The 13,744-nt window shown below is 46.0% G+C and carries 13 protein-coding genes; 2 read left to right on the top strand and 11 right to left on the bottom strand.

What is annotated here, in order from left to right; translation table 11 throughout:
- Positions 1 to 8: 8 nt before the first annotated feature.
- The 6 genes from K2Y22_00145 to K2Y22_00120 form a co-directional block, all read right to left on the bottom strand.
- Positions 9 to 1,460 carry a DUF4139 domain-containing protein gene (locus K2Y22_00145; GenBank protein ID MBX9876842.1) on the bottom strand — a complete coding sequence of 484 codons (1,452 nt, stop codon included), beginning with the start codon at positions 1,458 to 1,460 and terminating at the stop codon, positions 9 to 11.
- Positions 1,461 to 1,473: 13 nt separating this feature from the next.
- On the bottom strand, positions 1,474 to 2,268 hold the full coding sequence (locus K2Y22_00140; GenBank protein ID MBX9876841.1) for a UDP-3-O-acyl-N-acetylglucosamine deacetylase: 795 nt from the start codon (positions 2,266 to 2,268) through the stop codon (positions 1,474 to 1,476).
- Between the two features lie 11 nt (positions 2,269 to 2,279).
- Positions 2,280 to 3,401 (bottom strand): UDP-3-O-(3-hydroxymyristoyl)glucosamine N-acyltransferase, encoded by a 1,122-nt coding sequence (gene lpxD, locus K2Y22_00135; GenBank protein MBX9876840.1) that lies wholly within the window; start codon positions 3,399 to 3,401, stop codon positions 2,280 to 2,282.
- Positions 3,402 to 3,497: 96 nt separating this feature from the next.
- Complete coding sequence (locus K2Y22_00130; GenBank protein MBX9876839.1) at positions 3,498 to 4,019, bottom strand: OmpH family outer membrane protein; 522 nt, start codon at positions 4,017 to 4,019, stop codon at positions 3,498 to 3,500.
- Positions 4,020 to 4,145: 126 nt separating this feature from the next.
- Complete coding sequence (locus K2Y22_00125; GenBank protein MBX9876838.1) at positions 4,146 to 6,110, bottom strand: BamA/TamA family outer membrane protein; 1,965 nt, start codon at positions 6,108 to 6,110, stop codon at positions 4,146 to 4,148.
- A gap of 245 nt (positions 6,111 to 6,355) precedes the next feature.
- Positions 6,356 to 7,858, bottom strand: coding sequence for an aldehyde dehydrogenase family protein (locus K2Y22_00120; protein MBX9876837.1), 1,503 nt, complete (start codon positions 7,856 to 7,858; stop codon positions 6,356 to 6,358).
- Positions 7,859 to 7,988: 130 nt separating this feature from the next.
- Here K2Y22_00120 and tmk point away from each other — a divergent pair, with 130 nt between their 5' ends.
- Positions 7,989 to 8,624: a dTMP kinase gene (tmk, locus tag K2Y22_00115; GenBank protein MBX9876836.1), complete on the top strand. Its 636-nt coding sequence runs from the start codon at positions 7,989 to 7,991 to the stop codon at positions 8,622 to 8,624.
- Here the strand turns inward: tmk and K2Y22_00110 are convergent.
- The 4 genes from K2Y22_00110 to K2Y22_00095 all read right to left on the bottom strand — a co-directional run bounded on the left by K2Y22_00110 (position 8,621) and on the right by K2Y22_00095 (position 12,595).
- Positions 8,621 to 9,229: a hypothetical protein gene (locus tag K2Y22_00110; protein MBX9876835.1), complete on the bottom strand. Its 609-nt coding sequence runs from the start codon at positions 9,227 to 9,229 to the stop codon at positions 8,621 to 8,623. The two genes, tmk and K2Y22_00110, sit on opposite strands and share 4 nt — an antisense overlap.
- Before the next feature lies 1 nt (position 9,230).
- Positions 9,231 to 10,856 (bottom strand): serine/threonine protein kinase, encoded by a 1,626-nt coding sequence (locus K2Y22_00105; protein MBX9876834.1) that lies wholly within the window; start codon positions 10,854 to 10,856, stop codon positions 9,231 to 9,233.
- Positions 10,857 to 10,944: 88 nt separating this feature from the next.
- Positions 10,945 to 11,316, bottom strand: a complete 372-nt coding sequence (locus tag K2Y22_00100) for a hypothetical protein (protein ID MBX9876833.1) — start codon at positions 11,314 to 11,316, stop codon at positions 10,945 to 10,947.
- Between the two features lie 46 nt (positions 11,317 to 11,362).
- On the bottom strand, positions 11,363 to 12,595 hold the full coding sequence (locus K2Y22_00095; protein MBX9876832.1) for a tetratricopeptide repeat protein: 1,233 nt from the start codon (positions 12,593 to 12,595) through the stop codon (positions 11,363 to 11,365).
- 52 nt (positions 12,596 to 12,647) lie between these two features.
- Between K2Y22_00095 and K2Y22_00090 the strand changes: the two genes are divergently transcribed.
- Positions 12,648 to 13,085 carry a hypothetical protein gene (locus K2Y22_00090; GenBank protein ID MBX9876831.1) on the top strand — a complete coding sequence of 146 codons (438 nt, stop codon included), beginning with the start codon at positions 12,648 to 12,650 and terminating at the stop codon, positions 13,083 to 13,085.
- On the opposite strand, the gene K2Y22_00085 is transcribed toward K2Y22_00090, so the two are convergent.
- Positions 13,082 to 13,723, bottom strand: coding sequence for a hypothetical protein (locus K2Y22_00085; GenBank protein MBX9876830.1), 642 nt, complete (start codon positions 13,721 to 13,723; stop codon positions 13,082 to 13,084). The two genes, K2Y22_00090 and K2Y22_00085, sit on opposite strands and share 4 nt — an antisense overlap.
- Between the last annotated feature and the right edge of the window lie 21 nt (positions 13,724 to 13,744).

Raw genomic sequence — 13,744 nt, 5'->3', positions numbered from 1 at the left:
GACTAAACCTAATTCTTGATCTCAATTTGATAGGTTACTTTTGCTGCGCCATGAGCTGGTACAGGTACCTTGAACTCAAAAGTACGTGCGTCCTTTTTCTCAAAGGGCTGGCTGGAATTTAGGATTTTCCATTGCCCTTGCGCGTGCTCTACAACTAAAACTGTAACTGGCTTGTCCTTTTGATTGCGCAAGCTACTTTCCCAGGACAGTCTACTTATACGATCCGAGACCTGCTGGAAGTTCATTTGTTTGTGCTCACAAATAACATCAAAGGCAGTGCCCAGTTGCAGTTTTATGCTTTCGTCCCTGGGAGTATGGCCTATTGAATCCTCGCCCACAAATTGCAGGGAACCGTCCTGGTCCTTTTTATAGACGCGAATTTTTCCTTGAGGCAGAGGCATTCCTAGATTATTTGCCTTGTTGTTCTTTATTTCCAGTTTTACATTTACTGGTTGCTTGTCGTCTTGATCAGGCAGCTGCCAAAAAATCGGCTGGGACTCTGTGACCAGTGTTTTTGTTGCTTGAATGTCAGCGGCGTTGAACAGGCTTATTTGCTTCGTCTCGTTCTGATTAACGTCGCTCACACCATTTAACTTATATAGGTGATATTCAGCAAAGGACTGCTCGGCAAAATTTTCTTTGGCCATCATCATATCGCTCGCACCTGCCGAAAATGCCATTGTACGGGGCGCAGGAACAGGCACTAGATGCGGAGTTCCTGCCACTAATTTTAGGGCGGCATCTTTATAGCTGGCCCCGGATGTGTTGTTCAAAGTCACCCAGCTTGTTAGATCAACCTTGGTATCGTCTTCATTGGCTACGGCAATATAATCGCAATGCCAATTTAGCCCCTGAGTTTGATAGGCAATTTCTGTTTCGTGATTTCCTGGTTTATTAGTCTCAATTTTCCAGAGCAGCGACGGCTTGGAAACTAATCCTAAAGGTAGTCCGGACAATTCAATTTGTCCTGCCGGATTTAGAATTATCGAATCGGCGGTTTTGATTACCAGTCCTTGGGTGGTCATGGACAAATTGCCGTTGCCATCGGCAATTGTTGCTTGGGGAGCATTCAGAAGTGTTCCTGTAATGTCATTTATTTGTCCATTACCTAGGAATTGACGAAATCTGGCTTGTTTGCCGATAGATTTAGCAAGAATAGTGTTTGGGTTTAAAAGGTCGTATTGGTAATTCTGTTCTCTGACAACTACCGAATTTGGTGCTGTCAAAGAGCGAAAGCTAACAGATGTCGGATCGATTTGGGCGGCTACATCTTCAAAACGAACGTCATTTAGTCCTGCCTTCAATTCAATTGCTCGGACATCTTTAACTAAGCCGAAATTCTGATTGTAGATTGTGAGACTGACGCCTTTTGACTCGCTGGCTGTTTGTTCTGCCTGGACAGGTTGCCCAAGCAAAGCTAAAGCTAATGCTAGTGTTGCTAGCTTGGATGTATTGTTCATATTTTTTCTCCGACTATTTGAGTATGTCTTTTAGTTTTTTAGCCATAACGACATCCATCTCGTGACCAGCTTTGATGCTGATGAAACGAGCTTTTATCGTCAGTGGATTGATACCGCAAAGTGCCAGGTCGCCTATTAGATCAAGAAGCTTGTGTCTGACAGGTTCATCCTCAAAGTGCAATGGCTGTGTGAAACCATCGGCTGTTAGGCTTACCACATCTTGACTCAAACCAAGCATCTCATGTTCCTTGAGTGAACCAAAAGTTCTGGCATTGAATATTTCCGAGGGAGCCATGGCACTTGTCCAAGTCTGCCAGCGCTTGCCTATCTTGGGATGGTTCCAGTCCATGAGGTAAGTGACTGAAAATGTTTCATCGGGAATAGCCAAAAGCATTCTATCGCCCTTGCCGCAAGTAACCGGTTCTTTGAGTTCGACTGTTGCCGCAGGTGGTTCTGGTTTAAGTCCATTTGATTCGAATAAGTCAAACCAGATTTTGGCGCTACCGTCGCCTAAGGGCATTTCCGGGCCATCTACTTTTACAAGCAGGTCGGTCAAGCCAAAGAGGCTTGTGGCGCACAAGAAATGCTCTACGATGCATAGACGATTGGAGTCTTTACCGAGCACAACGTTTCGCAAAGTATTGACGACGCTGTCGGCGTTAGCCGGAACATTTATGCCACCGGGTAATTGAAAAACAATGCCGTGACCTGGCTTTTCAAAATTGATCTCAACTTTGACGGTTTTTCCGGAGGTCAATCCTTTGGATTCAAACGTAATTGGTTTTCTGTCCAATACTTTGGATTGCATAGATAAATCCTCTACTTTGCCGTCGCCATTGCTTTGCCGTTAAGTTGTGCTTCTAACTCATCAACTTTCTTTTGCAGGGCGCGCAGCTGTTTGTACATTTGCTCGCCTTTTCTGCCATAGGCAACGTTGGTTAAGTGTTCACGTGCAGGTAATGCCGGTGAGCCGACAACAACGGCATCTTCAGCAATGTCGGACAATACGCCGGCTTGTGCTTCGATAATTGCGTCAGCACCAATTGTGATGTGGTCCTTGAGCCCGACTTGCCCGGCAAGAATGGCTCTGTCGTGTATTTTGCAAGAGCCGGCAACTGCTGATTGCGCGATAACCAAAACATCCTTGCCGATATTGCAATTGTGAGCAATCATGACCAAGTTATCCACCTTGGTACCGGCACCAATTTTTGTGGAGCCGACAGTTGCTCTGTCTATTGTTGCATTTGCACCTATCTCACAATCGTCTTCAATAATTACATTGCCGATGTTTGGAATTTTGAGGTTGCTGTTTTGCTCTTTTGACAGCGGTGTAATACCTGCCAGTCTGCGCTCGATATTGGACATTTTTTCAGTGACGTAGGAGAAACCATCGGAGCCAATGCTTGCACCTTGCTGAATGATTACACGATTGCCGATTTGCACGTAATCTGCAATTAAGGCACCTGGATGTAATAAGCAATTGCGGCCAATGTTTACTTTGCCGCCGATTACGCAGTTGGCCATGATTGTTGTATTGTCCCCAATTGTTGAACCGGGGCCAATAACAACATTCGGACCGATTGCTACCTTTTCACCGATGGTGGCAGTTTCATCAATAACAGCAGATGGATGAATTCCATTAGGAGGAATGAAGCGTTTTGGTTGCATGGCGCCCAGCATTTTTTGCATCGCTAGTAGCGGACGATCAACTGCGATATGAGGTATGGAGCACTTTGTCCCTGATGGAACAATTGCTGCTGATGCTTTGCACTCGTCAATGCGCTTTAAATATGCCTTGTCGAATAGTACTGCTAAATCACCTTCTTTGGCAGCCAGCGGATTCATGGCAAATGTTGATACTTTCGTATCACCATCGCCTATAACTTTTCCACCAATGAAAAAGGCCAAGTCTTTTAGCTTCAGCTCTTGCGGCAACTTCATAACTTATCTCCTAAATTGCAAAGCCGAGCCTTGAACGACCCGGCTTTGCAGTAATTTGTGTAGAGCAAATTCATAGAACTTGCTTTTGCCGGTGCCTTACTTCGTGGTGGCGTTGCTTGTGGCAGCACCAGTGGAAACAGGAGCACCTGCTGTTAGGCGCTTCAGTACGCCTTCAGTGATATCTGTTCCGCCCATGAAGACTGCTTGCTTGATCATCACAACATCAATCTTGCGAGCGGCAGCTTCTGCCTTAACGGCAGCATCTACGTCAGCTTCCAATTGTGTTTCCAAGGCTTGAGCTTTTGCGGATAGCTTCTTCATTTCATCATCAACGGTGGTTTCCAAGCGCTTCTTCAAGCCTTCCAATTCTGCTGGTGGCTTGTGGGCGTTCTTGGCTTCGTCGTACTGCTTCTGACCATCTTCCATGATCTTCTGTACGCGGTCTTGAGCCAATTTGAAATCTTTAGCAGCAGCTTCTGCTTTGCTGTAGCTTGTTAGCAGCTTTTCGCGGTCAATAAGACCAATCGACATCTTTGTAGCGGCTTGTTGGGCGCTAGCTGGCAGAGCCATAGTAGCGGCAAGTAAGGCTATGGAAAGCAACTTATGAGAGTTACGCATTTCTTTCTCCAAAAAGATATGTCTCAGGCATGTGCACACATGCATTAACGACGGGCACAGTTTACAATATTGGAGAGGCTTCATCCAGTGTGATTTGCACACTATTAACACCCTGTAATGGGCAAGCTAGAATTTGTCTCCGAAGCCGACTGTAAAGCGTGGTGTCATCTTGCCCAAAGCCGTACTTAACAGAGGGAAACCGTAGTCAAGTCTGATTACGCCGACCATCGGCAAATTGAGACGCAATCCGATACCAGCCGAGGCACCAATTGTTCCTCTTTGGAAAAAGTCGTTTGTCATGGCATTGCCACCGACAGCTCCGGCGTCGGTAAACAATGCGAGTCTTGCGTGCTTATTTACTTTGTTGGCGACATAGTTATAAACAGAAGAACCGCTGCCTTTTGGCATAGGAATTTTGAAACGATATTCCGCAGTGGCCATAAGCATTGAAGAGCCAGTTCCCAGATCAGTGAACTGACGATAACCGCGCAGTCCGTTATAGCCACCTAGTCGATACATGGCAAATTGCGGCATGCCGCCCATCGCGGCACCGCCCTGGAAGTTGAAAGCAAGATTTGAATTTCTTGTTACTGGTACGTATTTGCTAACGCTTGCACCCAAGCGCATAAAACTTGGTCCAGCCAAGCCCAGAGAAGGACCTCCTGATAGGCGTGCAACTGATCCCTTATGCGGATCGGACATGCTGTCTCTGGTGTCATATTGTATTGACGGGCTAAAAGTTGCATAAGTGCCGCCTTGCAGTTGTTGGTTGCGCACCTGATTGGCCATTTGGTAGGCGGTTGTCGGATTATTGGTGAAGCCTTGTTGAAGGGCTTGCTGAGTTAGATACTCAGTAGTGTTCATGTTATTGGCGAAATTTCCTACATCGAAGAGTTTGGTTGTTTCACCAAGTAAACCTAAATTGGCTGTTGTGTGTTTAGCTAGAGGTCTGGTAAATGTAGCGCCTAAACCAAAAGTCTGCTGCTGAGAATAATCAATCGTCATCGAGTTGAAATCTCGGGCAAAGGCATTTAAGGCAAGTGATGTTTTGCTTCCCATTAAGTTCGGTTCGATCCACGAGCCTTCCAACTGATAAGTACGTCTGTTGGAGAGGAATTTGTTGCCGCCGTTGTTCACAGTGTTCGACAACGAGTTCAACATGCCTGAACCAATTTGCGCATTCATTTGCACAACTTGTCCGCGTCCGCGGAAGTTGGCGTCAGATACGCTAAATGATCCAAATGGACCGGCAACTGTGTCGACCCCACCACCTAAGCCTACTGAGCCGGTGCGTTTTTCATCAACTTCCACCTTAAGCGTGTACTTGTTTGGGTCAGTCGGATTTGGCGTAAGCGATCTTCTGATGTCCTGGAAATAACCATTGGCGTACAACTTGCGCAAGGCAGTTGTTAGATCGCGCTCGTTGTACACGGAACCGGGTTTGACTTTGATAGCGTTTTTAATGATGAAGTCTTTTGTTTTATGGTTGCCGACAATTTCAACCTTTTCAATTACGCCTTCGTTGATGGTCATACCGATACTGCCGTCAGGATCGTCTTTTACATCAACAACACGCGCCAGCAAATAACCTTTCTCATGATAGGTTTGCTCGACTTTATCAATTGCTGAAGACAGTTGATTTAAGTTCTGCGGTTTGCCTAATTGATCTGAGAAGGATTTGGAAATTTCTTCTGTGGATAAAGCGTTGTTGCCTTGGAAGGCGAATTGCGTTACAGGCGCATTTTCTTGCACACGGATTTTGAGAAGTACGCCACCTGAATTTAATTCCGGGACAACTTGCAAATTGCGATCGTCAAAATAGCCCATAGAGTTGACCGCTTTTAAGTCAGTCATTACCTGATCGCGATCGAATTTGTCTCCGGGTTTTGTCTTAACGACATTGAGAATGTCTTCTGTCGGAATAAGTCTGTTGCCTTCAACCGTGACGTTGTGAATGGTCAGATCAGACGGGATGCTATCCGGGCTTGGAGCCGAATCGAGAGAATCTTGGGCAAATACAGGCGACAGTGTCTGCCAGCTAAGTAAAGCCGTCAGGGAAAGTGTAATTGCTTGATACCGTCTCTGTTTCATGAATACCGGCGGAAAGCTCAATGGACCGCAATTTTAACATGGTGGAAGCTCATGCCAAGAAGTTATTGCCCCTCTTGACTTGTGCTTATTTTGTAAGCAACGGAAACCGGCAGCAGTTGGGCCTTTGAGAAAGGATAAGCTTGATAAAACTTACATTATTGACAAGTGTCTTCTGACAACGTGGAACACGGGCGCATGCAATGCGCCCCTACGAATGAAGATAATAAAGCGTTATTGAATCTCGATTACTCTGCAAACCAACCAACGGGTTGTGGATCAAGATTGATGTTTATTTGCTTGAGCTCAGTGTATGCCTCGAGACCGGCAACACCAAGTTCTCTACCCCAGCCACTTTGTTTGTAGCCGCCCCAGGGACATTCTGCATAAGTGTTGTGATACACATTCACCCAAGTAATTCCTGCGCGAATTGCTTTCACAACACGGTGTGCACGTGTAATGTCGTTACTGAAAACAGCTCCAGCCAAACCGTATTGGCTGTCGTTTGCTAATTCAATTGCTTCGTCTTCAGTTTTGAATTTTTCTATGACGACAACAGGTCCAAAAATTTCTTCTTGGGCTATGCGCATGTTCGGTTTTACGTTGCTGAAAATTGTTGGACTTACGAAATAGCCGTTTGATAGATCTTTGCCTGTAGCTCTCTCTCCGCCGACTTCTAATTTGGCGCCTTCTTTTTTGCCTACCTCAATGTATTCCATGACGCGTTTGAGTTGCGCTTCGCTAACAAGCGGACCCATTTCCGTATTCTCATCAAGACCTGGTCCAACTTTAATTTTCTTAGCGCGGGCAACCATCTTTTTGACGAAGTCGTCATAGATAGATTCTTCGACAATCATGCGCGAGCCGGCTGAACATACTTGACCGGCATTGCAGTAAATAGCAAAGAGCGCATAGTCGACTGCAATATCGAGATCGAAATCAGGAAAGACAACCATTGGTGATTTGCCGCCTAATTCCAATGTCACTTTCTTCAAGTTCGACAAAGCAGCTGATGCTATTAGTTTGCCTGTCTTCACGCTGCCGGTAAACGCAATTTTGTCGACTAATGTACTTTCAGCAATCGGTTGTCCGACATTCGAACCGCCACCAAGAACAATGTTTACCACACCTGCAGGCAATTCCAATTCGTTCAGAATTTCGGCAAGGCGGACAGCAGTAAGCGGTGTGTATTCTGAGGGCTTTAGCACACAAGTATTTCCTGCAGCTAGTGCCGGAGCCAATTTCCAGGCAGCCATGAGTAATGGATAATTCCAGGGAATTATTTGACCGCAAACACCAATTGGTTCTCTAACTACAGTTGTAAAAGATGGTGCCGGCACATCAACTTGTTGACCGGATGGCTTGGTTATAAGTCCTGCATAATAACGGAAGCAGTTAGCTGCATCGCCTATGTCATAGCGAGATTCACGAATCGGTTTGCCACCATTCAATGTTTCAAGCTGAGCCAGCTCTTCTTTGTTTTCATCCAACTTGTCGGCAATCTTAAAGAGAAACTGTGAGCGCTCGGCTGCCGTTAGTCTCGGCCAAGGTCCTTTATCAAAAGCCTTGCGGGCAGCTTTGATTGCCTTTTCTACTTGCTTGCCGGAGGCTTCGGATACTTTCGTCAGAACTTTACCTGTTGCCGGGTTGTAAAGCTCTCTTTCCGTTTCTCCGTCTTCAAATTTTCCATCTATCCAGAGTTGCCACTTTCGATCTACCTTGACTTTTGGTTCTACTAAAGTCTGAGTCATATAGAAAAATTCTCCGCTTTGCTAAAAACCTGATTGGTGCTGACTTTGCTTGAAAAACAAAGTCAGTCGGCCGACAAAACTAAATAGTTTGAAGCGATCATAACATGCACATCCTGTTAAAATTCCGTCGATGGTAAAGTCGAACTCCGGAATTTTTATATCCCTCGAAGGACCTGACGGCGCTGGAAAAACCACGCAGTTGAAATTACTTTCCAAGTATTTGGATTCCGTCAATTGCCAATACATAATTACCCGCGATCCGGGTGGCACGCCCTTGGGCAAACAAATACGACGCATCGTTTTACATTCTGAGGGCGATGTTTCTCCTGTTGCTGAACTTTTGCTCTATCAAGCAGATCGCGCACAGCATGTTTCAGAAATAATTGGACCTGCCTTGAAGAAGGGACTTGTTGTTCTTTGTGATAGATATGTCGATTCAACTCTAGCTTATCAGGGCTATGGTCGAAATATTGATCTCGGTCTTATTCGACAACTGAATGAAATTGCCACCGGCGGTTTAATGCCTGAATTGACGATCTTGTTTGACATTGACAGCGAAGCGGGTCTTTCACGATTGCACCCGAGCGGACACGATAGACTTGAGCGCGAAGCAACAGATTTTCACACGAGAGTTCGAAATGGTTATTTGGCGCTAGCCAAAGCAGAGCCGCAACGATGGCGTGTTATTGACGCTGGACGCGCAATGTCCGCGGTACAAGAAGACTTGCAATCAATAATTGCCGAAAAGCTTGGCGTTACCGTTTAGTTCTTAAGACGAAATGATGCTTCTTTTGAGAAGTTCTCTAAGTCCGTACGTATGTCTTCGTCGGTTGAATCTGATACGCTTCCGCCTTCCTGGAATTTCAGATAGTCGGCTTTGCTTTGCAGATCATTCAGCCGTTTATTCAACTGGGCATAATCAGATGCTTGGAGCTTTCCTTCATTCTGTGATTGTTTAAGAAAGGTTTTCATGTCGGTGAAGATTTGCGAGATAGGCGGCTTTTGAGGCTGCATATTGCCTTGATAAATGTAAATCGGCACAGCCCACCCGTATGGTGGCACAAAGCCTGACGGATAGTGATACCAGGGGTAGTAATAGCCTGATGGTGACCGCCAGAAGCGGTAATTGGCTCTCGGTGTATTTACGGTGTAGTAGTTTTGTCCGTAACCAAACGGTGTCGGCGTGCTTATTGTGCCGAACGGTGTTACATATTGTCGCCCGTAAAAGGTTGATCCGCCGTAGAAGCTTGGACCTAAGGTGCCTTTGTTAGGATACGTAGTGCCAATTGGCGGCCCGTTGTCGTCACTCTGCGCCTCAACGGGGACGCCTGCAAAACAAGCAATGGTCAAAACCAACCAGAGCAACTTCATTTTATTCGAGTTCCATTCGTACCGTATCAACTGCTGTCTTTTGCCTGCCGAAGAAGTTTGCGCTTAGCCGCCAGAGATCGCTTCTAAGAAGCTTATTGAAAGAGCCTTTTATTTCCAAGTCTAGTCGTCCTTCAGGGCGTCTGATGGAGCAAGTTGCCTCATAGGCGACAATGAGCGGATCAACTACCGTAACGGAACCTTTAAGAGCACCTTGTCCGTACTTGGTGCTTATGACGCCTTCCAATTGATCTTCGTCTTGACTCAAGACGACTTCAGCCTTATCAAAACAGAGTTTCTTCGCCAATGCGTCACTGAAATCTTTATTGTTGGCAAAGAGTTGATGATCAAATGTTGCTTTGTAATTACCGCTTAAATCAACCGGCTTGGCAATAAACTGATAGCCCTGAAAGACCACAAGTAAGAGCAGAACGAGAATCAGGATGCGTATGTTGAAAAATTTGCTGACAAGATCACTATGATCTTTACCAACGCCTTTTTCTTTGTATGGCAGCCAGCGATTCATATTATCTTGTCCGCACTTCAAGCAGTAACGGAAATTGGCTCCAGTATTAAGAGTCTTGCAATTAGGACAAACACGACGCACCGGATCGCCAGGCATTTGTGCCGGCATGACAGGCGATTGCGGAATAGATTGACGGCTAATTGCCTGAGACATTGGAGTCTCAGTCATAACAGGACTTGGCCTTGGTGCTGAGCGCTCGATTGCTCGTTGCAGCGACTGGCGAAATTCTTGCACTGTCGTCGGACGCTCCCAGGGATTTTTCGACAAGGCGCGCAGCACCGCATCGCTTAGTTGTTCTGGAATCCCCATGTCAATTCGCATGCGAGATGGCGAATCAGGTACGACATTTAAATGACCAACGACTATTTCGGCTGTGTTTTTAGAATAGAAAGGCGGTCTGCCCGTAATCATTTCGTACATAATTATGCCCAGAGCATAAATGTCGGAACGTGCATCGGCCTTTTTGCCGCGCAGTTGTTCCGGTGACATGTACTGCGGAGTTCCTAGAATTGCTCCTGATTTTGTAAGAGCAACTTGTCCCTCTTCAGTATCGTCTTTAGGTTCTTTCTTAGCAATTCCAAAATCGAATACTTTGACGAAATCATCTCGTCCGGCTGCTGCTGTAAGCATTATATTTTCCGGTTTCAAGTCCCTGTGAATAATGCCTTTGGCGTGAGCTTCAGCAATTGCTGAACACACTTGTTCCATGATGTCCACAGCTTTGTGGAAACTCAAGCCTCTGGAGCGTTCAATGCGCTTGGATAATGTTTCACCGCTCAAAAATTCCATGATCATGAAAGGGCGCTCGAGCTTGTCTATGCCCCATTCGATAATTCTTACGACGTGAGGCTCGTCCAATTGCATTGTGTTTTGCGCTTCACGCACAAATCGTCTAACTAATTCTTCGTCATGCACCTTTTGCGTGTGCAAAACTTTAATGGCGACTATTTCTTTGCTCTGGACGTTTTCCGCTTTGTAAACAGTACTAACTCCACCACGTCCTACGATGTTTATCACGCGGTAGTTGTTCCAAAAGATTTCTCCCGGCTTGAGTCCAATTGGATCGCCGGCTGCTTGTGGTTTTAGTTGTTGCCCTTCGTCCATGTGTAAAGCCCAGGCTCCAATGTCAGCCAGGTTGGGAAGCTCTAGCTTCCCTCAACTTTATACACAACTAACAAGCTTAATTATCTAGTTAAAACCATTGATAATTCATTTCTTCGGCCGACAAGTGCAGGCAGATAAGACTCCAGAAGGCGATAAACCCGGCGCTGGAAATCTGGAATGTGCCAGTTGATGGCAGTTGCCCGGTTATCGTCAGACAGGCAAGTCCTGGTGTTATCAGCAACACGCAAAAAAGAGAAAGCTTTTTACAAACTGCCACAAGTGGTTTGCCGAAACGCAGACCTCTGGCACCCATGATGATTCCTGAGATACCTATGATAGCGGCAAAGATAAGTCCATGGTAGGCGGCATCAAAGCCAATGTGGCAGATAAGGGCGGCAAAAGCCTGACCAACCATCGCCAGGGTGGCATCTAAGTTGAAATGTTCCAATTGTCCGGGCATTGACTTGTTCCCCAGAAAAGCGGCACAAATAATAGCGCATCTTGATTTATCTGTCTTTACCTGTTGCTTCATCAGCAATTTGCAAATTGTCTGCAATGAGCGGGCATTCAGGGCACAGTTTCTTGGCTTCGCGCCACTTTTCAATTGCCTGTTGGCGATTGCCTTGCTTCAGCAAAGATAATCCAAGGTTGTTAAGAGCATTTACGTTTTTCGGATTCATTTTCAGGCATTCTTGAAATGCTTCCGCGGCCTGGCTGAACAAACCGGATTGGTAGAGAGCGCAACCAAGATTGTAGTGAACCTCAGCAAAATCAGGTTTCAATAAAAGTGCTTGTTTCCAGAAAGCAATAGCCGGCTGAAATTCATTTAGGTCATAAAGCACAATTGCTAAATTGTTGCGCGCTTGCGCATAGCCAGGATCAGCTTGTAGTGCCTTTTCCAAGGTAGTCTTTGCTTGTGGATATTTTTCTTGCTTCCATTCAACAGAGCCCAGTTCGCTTAAGAGTTCTGCATTATTTGCATTCTGTAAAAGAGCTTGTTTGAGAGCAGCTTCTGCTTTGCTGTATTCGTCTATGGATTCAAAGGCGCGAGCAATTCTCAGAATATTGTCTGTTGAATTGTCACCTAAACTCTTAGCGCGTTCAAACTCAATTACAGCGCCATGTTGGTTGCCTTGAGCGCTAAGCGCATCGCCTAAATCGCGATGAATTGAAGCTTGATTTTGATCCAGTTTTAAAGCTTCCTGGTAAGCATTAACCGAGCTTGCATAATCGCCTTTGTAATAGAGCAAATGACCAAGATTGTAGTGAGCACTTGTATAGTCGGGTTTTAGACGAATAGCTTGATAGAGATTTGGCAGAGCTAAATCCAGGTCGCCTTTGGCTAAATAGGCTGTGCCAAGATTGTTGAACAATTCTGCTTTTGTTGAATCGAGTTCAATAGCTGATTTGTATTCTTCAATGGCTTTATCCAGGTTACCTTGCTTCTTCAAGCACATGGCTAAATTGTTGTGGACGGCAACATTTTTTGGTTGTCTTTGCGCGGCTGTCTTAAGCAAGTTGATTGCTTCTTCCAGATTGCCTTTGCGATAAGCGTCATTGCCTTTGGTTATGAGTTCATTGACGGAAGTGAATGCCGGCAACACGGAAGACACATCCGGTTTGGCTAATTTGTATTGGTTTGACTGCGCTAGACTTGGGCTCAAAAAGGCAAAACTCAATGCCAGGGACAGAATTGCTGTAACCGTTTTATTACTTGAGCTGTTACTTGAGGATTGCATAACCGGGCTGCCCCACGTATATTAACGCCGTAGACTAAGGACCCATCTTACAATGACTCCACCAAAACTAAGCTTTTCGCGGCTGATAATTGCTTTTAATTTATTGCTCCCTATTACCTTTTTTGTCTTTGCCGCCCCAACAGGCGTCGCTAAGCACGATCCCCGCTCCGGCGCTTTGAAGCTGGACAGGGCTCAAATGATGGTATTTGGCTTAAATCGAGGACCGGATTCGGCAGGCTTTTATCTTTTGAAATCCCTCAAGGAAACCCAAGCGATGGCCCGTGTTTTGGATAAAGCAACTCGCCAGGTTGAACAAGCGGATGCATTTTATGCAAAATCCCGTGGTAGAGCCGATGATCGTTTTTTATCGAGCACGTATCAACAGGTAGCAAAGGCGCAAAAAACGGCTGAGCAACTACATAGCGAGCTTGCTGCAGCCTACGATGATTTGAAGAGTTCAATTAAGCAAACGCTTGTGCGTGAAAACTAACGACGGCGTCCGACAAGTTTGTAGGTAACACGGGCTCGCGGCTCGGGCATGCCTTGTTTCACTATGGAAATGCGCTCCAGACCATTGAATTGCGCGTTGCCCGAAACCAGTTGCATAACCACAGCTTCCTGAGCCATTGTGCCGCCAACCTGGTGTTGGTAACGGATGAATGCGGTTTGTCCTTCCACTTTGTCCACTATTAAGGGCATGGAAGCGCCGGTGTTTGACTTTAACGAATAACCACTTGAGGCATTGCCTATAATCTGCCAGGAATTATTTGTTGACTGTGCAAAGGCATTTTGGGCGGCCGAGGCAAATTCAGGTTGTGCTTCGACTTTGGTTCTTTGTCCTGAAACATTCCAGACACCTAGAAAGTCGTTGGGCAATGCAACTTGTCTGGCTGAAGCACGCATCGGTTGCATTGATTGTGCGCTGTCCAGGTCGCCTTGCTGAGACTGCCTGTTTAAGGACGTGCCGCCCTGCATAGGCGGGTTGACCATTTGTGGGGATGGATACGCTTGCTGTTGCTGAACGTAGCCTTGTTCTTGCACTTCGAGCTTAAATGGATCAGCCAAGCTCGGCTGAGCACAGGTGATTACAGAAGCAGTGATAAATAGAGCTGCCAGGGCATTGCGCATGCTTAATCTCCTATATCTATA

The sequence above is a fragment of the Candidatus Obscuribacterales bacterium genome (assembly GCA_019744775.1).
GTDB lineage: Bacteria > Cyanobacteriota > Vampirovibrionia > Obscuribacterales > Obscuribacteraceae > SBAT01.
Note: the sequence above shows the minus strand (reverse complement) of the source record. Positions and strands in the feature narration are given on the sequence as shown.

Excerpts from the sequence above, each read along its gene's own strand:
- K2Y22_00130 (MBX9876839.1), bottom strand. The coding sequence starts at position 4,019 with ATGCGTAACTCTCATAAGTTGCTTTCCATAGCCTTACTTGCCGCTACT.
- K2Y22_00100 (MBX9876833.1), bottom strand. The coding sequence starts at position 11,316 with ATGCCCGGACAATTGGAACATTTCAACTTAGATGCCACCCTGGCGATG.
- tmk (MBX9876836.1), top strand. The coding sequence starts at position 7,989 with ATGGTAAAGTCGAACTCCGGAATTTTTATATCCCTCGAAGGACCTGAC.
- lpxD (MBX9876840.1), bottom strand. The coding sequence starts at position 3,401 with ATGAAGTTGCCGCAAGAGCTGAAGCTAAAAGACTTGGCCTTTTTCATT.
- K2Y22_00090 (MBX9876831.1), top strand. The coding sequence starts at position 12,648 with ATGACTCCACCAAAACTAAGCTTTTCGCGGCTGATAATTGCTTTTAAT.
- K2Y22_00110 (MBX9876835.1), bottom strand. The coding sequence starts at position 9,229 with ATGAAGTTGCTCTGGTTGGTTTTGACCATTGCTTGTTTTGCAGGCGTC.
- K2Y22_00125 (MBX9876838.1), bottom strand. The coding sequence starts at position 6,110 with ATGAAACAGAGACGGTATCAAGCAATTACACTTTCCCTGACGGCTTTA.
- K2Y22_00085 (MBX9876830.1), bottom strand. The coding sequence starts at position 13,723 with ATGCGCAATGCCCTGGCAGCTCTATTTATCACTGCTTCTGTAATCACC.
- K2Y22_00140 (MBX9876841.1), bottom strand. The coding sequence starts at position 2,268 with ATGCAATCCAAAGTATTGGACAGAAAACCAATTACGTTTGAATCCAAA.
- K2Y22_00145 (MBX9876842.1), bottom strand. The coding sequence starts at position 1,460 with ATGAACAATACATCCAAGCTAGCAACACTAGCATTAGCTTTAGCTTTG.
- K2Y22_00120 (MBX9876837.1), bottom strand. The coding sequence starts at position 7,858 with ATGACTCAGACTTTAGTAGAACCAAAAGTCAAGGTAGATCGAAAGTGG.
- K2Y22_00105 (MBX9876834.1), bottom strand. The coding sequence starts at position 10,856 with ATGGACGAAGGGCAACAACTAAAACCACAAGCAGCCGGCGATCCAATT.
- K2Y22_00095 (MBX9876832.1), bottom strand. The coding sequence starts at position 12,595 with ATGCAATCCTCAAGTAACAGCTCAAGTAATAAAACGGTTACAGCAATT.